The 5878-nt window shown below is 67.1% G+C and carries 7 protein-coding genes; 2 read left to right on the top strand and 5 right to left on the bottom strand.

The genetic code is table 11. The features are described from left to right. Window positions 1–190 precede the first annotated feature (190 nt). From EPO55_RS00880 to EPO55_RS00865, 4 genes are all read right to left on the bottom strand, one after another. Entirely contained in the window at window positions 191–1423 is a 1233-nt protein-coding gene (locus EPO55_RS00880) for an adenylate/guanylate cyclase domain-containing protein (protein WP_296334489.1), read from the bottom strand. Next, entirely contained in the window at window positions 1420–2334 is a 915-nt protein-coding gene (locus EPO55_RS00875) for a polysaccharide deacetylase family protein (RefSeq protein WP_296334488.1), read from the bottom strand. Before EPO55_RS00875 ends, EPO55_RS00880 begins: the two co-directional genes overlap by 4 nt. A 94-nt stretch (window positions 2335–2428) precedes the next feature. After that, window positions 2429–3283 (bottom strand): phytanoyl-CoA dioxygenase family protein, encoded by an 855-nt coding sequence (locus EPO55_RS00870; protein WP_296334487.1) that lies wholly within the window; start codon window positions 3281–3283, stop codon window positions 2429–2431. Next, entirely contained in the window at window positions 3283–4059 is a 777-nt protein-coding gene (locus EPO55_RS00865) for an SDR family oxidoreductase (protein ID WP_296334486.1), read from the bottom strand. The genes EPO55_RS00870 and EPO55_RS00865 overlap by 1 nt, the downstream gene beginning before the upstream one ends. A gap of 153 nt (window positions 4060–4212) precedes the next feature. Between EPO55_RS00865 and msrB the strand changes: the two genes are divergently transcribed. Then, on the top strand, window positions 4213–4662 hold the full coding sequence (gene msrB / locus EPO55_RS00860; RefSeq protein ID WP_296334490.1) for a peptide-methionine (R)-S-oxide reductase MsrB: 450 nt from the start codon (window positions 4213–4215) through the stop codon (window positions 4660–4662). Then, window positions 4659–5270 carry a peptide-methionine (S)-S-oxide reductase MsrA gene (msrA, locus tag EPO55_RS00855; RefSeq protein WP_296334485.1) on the top strand — a complete coding sequence of 204 codons (612 nt, stop codon included), beginning with the start codon at window positions 4659–4661 and terminating at the stop codon, window positions 5268–5270. Before msrB ends, msrA begins: the two co-directional genes overlap by 4 nt. A 13-nt stretch (window positions 5271–5283) precedes the next feature. On the opposite strand, the gene EPO55_RS00850 is transcribed toward msrA, so the two are convergent. Then, window positions 5284–5878 (bottom strand): TerC family protein (locus tag EPO55_RS00850; protein ID WP_296334484.1); only part of this gene is annotated, 595 nt, incomplete at its 5' end.

Below are 5878 nucleotides of genomic sequence, written 5' to 3'. Positions count from 1 at the left end.
GGAGGGGGTCAGAGGTTGATGGGTCCACGGGTCAGGACCCGCGGCGGCTGCACCAAGCGCCCCATCAACAAGGAGGAGCGCGCGAACCCGCGGGCGGCCGCGGGCAGGTCTTGCCGGAACGAACGAAAAAGGCCGGCGCAATCCCCACCAGCCTATCAGAAATATAGGCTAAAACCTGCTGAAATGTCAACTATAAATACGACCCCTGGCGGAGCCCGAACAGTTCCGTCTCCTCGCGCACGCCGCGCAGGCGGTGGCGGCCGAGCGAAACCAGGCGGGAACGGCACGATGTCGCCGCTTCGGCGAAGGACTGCGACATCAGCAGGCTGTGGCCGAGCGGCTCGCACAGCTTCTCGATGCGCGAGGCCTCGTTCACGGCGGGCCCGATCACCGTGAAATCGAGCCGCTGGGCGGTGCCCACGTTGCCGTACTGCACGGTGCCGATATGGAGCGAGAGATCGAGCCCGGCCGTCTGCAGCCCGGCGGCCCGCCGCCGGGCATTGAGCGCCTCGATGAGCGCAAGCGCCTCGGTCGCGGCATCGAGGGCGGCGGCGCAGACCTCGGCGCGGCCCGTCGGACGGACGGCGAAAGCCGCCAGCAGACCGTCGCCCATGAATTTCAGCACCTCGCCGCCGTGGCGCTGGACCGGCGCCGCCATGCACTCAAAGCACTCATCAAGCAGCGCGATCAGCTCCTTGCCGGGCGTGGTGTCGGCAATCGCGGTGAAGCCGCGCAGGTCGGTGAAGAAGAGCACGGCCTCGACGCTCTGCACCTCGCCGCGCTGCACGGTGCCGGCGAAGACGCGGGCCGCCGGATCGTCGCCGAGATAGGCGGCCAGCAGCCCGTGGCCGAGCGCGCGCATGGTGACGGCCTTCACGGCGAGCGCGAACACCGGCAGCGCCTGAGCCAGAACCGCCAGGTCGGCCTCGCTGTAGCCGCCCGGCCGGTCGGTCGTGAACGAGCAGACGAGCGCCAGCCGTTCGGCATGCTCAGCCTCGACCGTCCACCCGATCTGCGGCACCAGCTCACCCATGGGAAAGATGCGGCCCAGCCACTCCGTCATGCCGGCGGCTTGCAGCCCCTCGAACATCGGCACACTCTTGACCGTCGCGGCGTCGGTGAGATCGCAGCGCCGCTCGGTAACGCCGTCGAGCAGCATCGGCAAGAACGGGCTCTCGCGAATGGTCGGCACGTCGATCCCGGCATGGCTGAACTCGAAGTGCGTGATCTCGGGGGCGGCACGATCCCAGATCATGCTGCGCGCCCGCACCATCGGATGAAGCGTGTTCATGCCGACGAAGGAGCGCGCGACGGGAACGCCCAGCTCGTTCAGCCGGCGCGAGAAGCCGTCGACGATCTCTTCCAGCGGCATGTTGCGCAGGCCGGCGTCGGCCAGCCAGCCAGAGAGCTCAGCGGAGGTCACGCGGGCGGCGGTGCCATCGTCCCCTTGGGCAAACTCGCACAATGGTCGTAGATGGCGGAGGGTCGCGTGAACCAGACCTTGTCCTTCTGCGGATGGCTCGCGATGTGCTGCAGCGCCTCGCGCAGCATCCGGAGGCGATAGGGCTGGCCCACGATCATGGTGTGCAGTGCGATACCGCAGACCAGCGGCTGCTTCGCCGACTGGCGCAGCAGCTCCTCGAACTGGCCAATGATGAAGTCGCGGAACTGCTCGGGCGAATGGTGGCGCACCAGGATCTGCGGGCTGTCGTTGATCTCGATCGGATAGGGCACGCTCATCAGCGGGCCCGAGCGGGTCTTCATCCACAGCGGCTGGTCGTCGGCCGGCCAGTCCATCAGGAAGTCGAAGCCCGTCTCTTTCAGCAAGTCAGGCGTGTGATGGCTGGAACTCATCCATGGCGCCATCCAGCCGCGCGGCCGCTTGCCGCTCGCCTTCTCGATGGCATCGCGTACCTCCTCGAGGAAACGCTTCTCGTCGGCTTCCCACATCTGGCCGTGACGCTCGGCGTTGGTGCGGCCGTGGCCGATGAACTCGTCGCCGCGTGCCTTGAGCGCATCGACGATCTGCGGCGCATGGTCGAACACCGTCGTGTTTATCAGGTGCGCCGCCGGCAGGTTGAGCTCGTCGAACAGTTCGAGGCAGCGCCACACGCCGACCCGGTTGCCGTAGTCCCTCCAGGCGAAGGTGCGCGGATCGGGCGGCGTGCCCGCCACCGTGAGCAGATGGCCGTCGCCGGCGCCGAAGGCAAAGTGCTCGATGTTGAGGCCGAGATAGACGGCCAGCCTCTTGCCCTCCGGCCACGAGTAATCCTTGCGCTCGGTGATGGGCGAGTAGGCATAGCGGTTGTGATACGGCAGGCGAATCGTGTGCATCTTCACTCAACTCCCAGAAAGACTGTCATCCCGAGCATCGCGAGGGATCTTCAAGGCCATGAGCAAAGGTCCCTCGCGACGCTCGGGATGACAGCTATCTCTTGACAACAGCGGTGCGATTCTCGGTCTCGCCGGCATTCATGGCGCGAAAGCGCGCCACGGCCTCGGCATGAAAGACACGCTCCTCGGCGCCGGCTTCTTCCCGGGGCCGGCGCTCGTCGTCGAAATGTCCGTACTTGTCGGTACCGCGCACCAGCATCGCCGTCACCCGTGTCGAGCTGGTACAGCGCGCATGGGTCGGGATGTAGCTGATGCCGAGGCCGATGCGCCGGTCGTTGGAGCGGTTGGGCCGCGAATTGTGCACGAGATGCGTATGGTGAAGCGAGAATTGCCCCGCCTTCACCGGCATGAACGCCGTGTGCGTACGATCGACATCGACCGCCAGCGCCTGGCCGCGCGACAGCAGGTTCTCCGGATCCTGCATCTCGGCATGCTGCATCTGGCCGAGCTTGTGCGAACCCGGCACCACTTCCATGCAGCCCGCCTCGACGGGCGCGTCGGTGAGCGCCACCCAGGCCGTGACATGGCAGGCGGGTTCCAGCGCGAAGTAGGTGGCGTCCTGATGCCAGCTCACATAGGCGCCGCTCCGCGCATCCTTGGGCCACACCGTGAGATGGAACAGGCGGATATCGGGGCCGATCAGGTCCTCGACGGCGTCCAGCACCTCGGGGGCATGGACGATCTCGTCGACCCAGGGAAAGAGCAGGTGCGGCTTGAAATTGTGGCCGCGTGTCATCTTGCGGCCCTCGGCGCGCTCGAAGGCCTCCAGCCGGTCGCGCCAGCCGCGCGCCCGTTCGGCCGAGAAGCCATCTACCGGACAGACATAGCCGTCGCGCTCATAGCCCGCGATCTGCTCCGGCGTCAGCTTCTTGCAGGTCTCCTGGGGCATCACTGCGCCGTCCAGCCGCCGTCGACGAACAGCAGCGTGCCGGTGATGAAGGAGGAATCTTCGCAGGCGAGGAACAGCGCCGCCTTGGCCACTTCCTCGGGCTGGCCGATGCGGCCCATGGGATGGCGGTGCTTCCAGAAGGTCCGCATCGCCTCGGGGTCGGCATAGCGCAGGAGCGACCTCGCGGGCATCGGCGTGTCGATGACACCCGGCATCAGCGCGTTGACGCGGATTCCCTGCGCCGCATGATCGACCGCCATGGTCTTGGTGAAGGAGGCGATGGCGCCCTTGGAGGCGATGTAGGCCGCGTTCTTGCCCGGGCTCGATTGCGCGAGCTGCGAGCCGATGGTGACGATGGCGCCCGACCGGGCGGCGATCATCGGCGCGATGGCGTAGTGGATCCAGAGATAGGTGCCCTTGACGTTGATCGCAAAGGTGCGGTCCCACGCCGCCTCCTCGATCGTGTCGACGGTGCCGCCGGTCGAGGCGCCCGCCGCAGTCAGCAGCACGTCGATGCGGCCCCATTTCTCCATGACCTGCTCGACACCGGCGCGCGCCTGCTGGTCGGAGCTCACATCGGCGGTGATGGTGAGAGCCTGGCCTCCACCCCTGCTTTCATTGGCGGCCTCGATGTCGGCCGCAACCTGGCCGAGCCCGGCCCCGTCGAGATCGACCAGTGCCACCTTCGCGCCCTCGGCGGCGAACAGGCGGGCCGAGGCGGCGCCGATGCCCGAGGCACCTCCGGTGACGATGGCGACCTGATCCTTGAGCTTCATGGCGGGAAGCTTAGCCCCGAGCCACGGCGGCTGCACGACAAAGTGACCATCGGTGATGGCGGATCGCCTTACTTCCGGCCCGCGTGCGGCGCTATGAGCGACACCATGAACCCGATCGATCGACGACGTTTCCTTCTGGGGAGCACCACCCTGATGGCCTTCGGTCTCGGCACTGGGAGCGCGCATGCACAGGCCTCGGCCTTCGAGGTCACACGCAGCGATGCCGAATGGCGGCGCCTGCTGACGCCGGAACAGTATGCCGTCCTGCGGAAAGCCGGCACGGAGCGCGCCGGGTCCAGCCCGCTCGACCGCGAGAAGCGTACCGGCACCTTCTGCTGCGCCGGCTGCGACCTGCCGCTGTTCTCGTCGGCCACCAAGTACGACAGCGGCACCGGTTGGCCGAGCTTCAGGCAGCCGCTCGACAAGGCGATCGCCACCAGGCAGGAGACGGGTTTCCTGTTCATGGCGCAGACGGAGGTCCATTGCCGGCGTTGCGGCGGCCATCTCGGCCACGTCTTCAAGGACGGACCTAAGCCCACCGGCCTGCGCTATTGCATGAACGGCGTGGCGATGACCTTCAAACCCGGCGCGAGCCCCTCATGAAAAGGATCGCGCTCCTCGCCTCGCTGCTGATGTTCCTGGCGCTGCCGCCGGCGCAGGCCCAGAATCGCGATCAGACCCGCGCCGTCGCCATCTTCGCCGGCGGCTGCTTCTGGTGTCTGGAGCCGCCGTTCGACAAGCTCGACGGCGTGCTGGCGACGACCCCGGGCTACACCGGCGGCACCAAGGCCGATCCGACCTACGAGCAGGTGACGTCCGGCCGCACCGGCCACTACGAGGCGCTGCAGGTCGAGTACGACCCGGCGCGCGTCGGCTACGAGCGGCTGCTCGAAGTGTTCTGGCGCAACATCGATCCGCTCGATGCCGGCGGCCAGTTCTGCGACAAGGGTCCGCAATACCGCTCGGCCATCTTCGCGGTCGACGACGGCCAGCTTGCGGCGGCCGAAGCCTCCAAGGCGGCCCTGGAAAAGTCGGGCAAGCTCCCCGGACGCATCGTCACCGAGATCCTGCCGGCGGCGAAGTTCTATCCCGCCGAGGCCTACCACCAGGACTACTATCGCAAGAACCCGACGAGCTACACCTACTACCGCTGGAACTGCGGCCGAGACCGGCGGCTGGAGCGGCTGTGGGGACCGCCGCCCAAGTCGTAGATCGGGGCTGGCGCTAAGGCTTCTTCCGCCGTTTGCGCCGCGCCATCATGTTCAGCCCCTCGATCAACGCCGAGAAGGCCATGGCGGCGTAGATGTAGCCCTTGGGGATCTTCACGCCCATACCCTCGGCCAGCAGCGTGCCGCCAATCATCAGCAGGAAGCCCAGCGCCAGCATGACGATGGTCGGGTTGTCGCCGATGAAGCGCGCCAGCGGATCAGCCGCTAGCAGCATCAGAACGACGGCGGTAACGACGGCGATGACCATGATCGGAAGATCGTCGGTCATGCCGACGGCGGTGATGATGCTGTCGAGCGAGAACACCAGATCGAGCACCAGGATCTGGCCGATGACACCCGCCACCGTGACACCCGCCACGCCGGCCGCCGTCGTCTCGCCGGGATGTTCGCCCGCGACATTGTCGTGGATCTCGTTGGTCGCCTTCCAGATCAGGAACAGGCCGCCCGCAATCAGGATCAGGTCGCGCCACGAGAAGCCGTGATTGAACAGCGTGAACAGCGGCGCCGTGAGCTGGACGATGAAGGCCACGCCGCCGAGCAGCGCCAGCCGCAGGATCACCGCCAGACCGATGCCGATGCGGCGCGCGTTC

The sequence above is a fragment of the Reyranella sp. genome (assembly GCF_004296935.1).
Lineage (GTDB): Bacteria > Pseudomonadota > Alphaproteobacteria > Reyranellales > Reyranellaceae > Reyranella.
The sequence above is the reverse complement of the archived record's forward strand: the minus strand, read 5'-3'. Positions and strand labels throughout refer to the sequence as shown.

Excerpts from the sequence above, each read along its gene's own strand:
- msrA (WP_296334485.1), top strand. The coding sequence starts at position 4,659 with ATGAAAAGGATCGCGCTCCTCGCCTCGCTGCTGATGTTCCTGGCGCTG.
- EPO55_RS00875 (WP_296334488.1), bottom strand. The coding sequence starts at position 2,334 with ATGCACACGATTCGCCTGCCGTATCACAACCGCTATGCCTACTCGCCC.
- msrB (WP_296334490.1), top strand. The coding sequence starts at position 4,213 with ATGGCCTTCGGTCTCGGCACTGGGAGCGCGCATGCACAGGCCTCGGCC.
- EPO55_RS00870 (WP_296334487.1), bottom strand. The coding sequence starts at position 3,283 with ATGCCCCAGGAGACCTGCAAGAAGCTGACGCCGGAGCAGATCGCGGGC.
- EPO55_RS00865 (WP_296334486.1), bottom strand. The coding sequence starts at position 4,059 with ATGAAGCTCAAGGATCAGGTCGCCATCGTCACCGGAGGTGCCTCGGGC.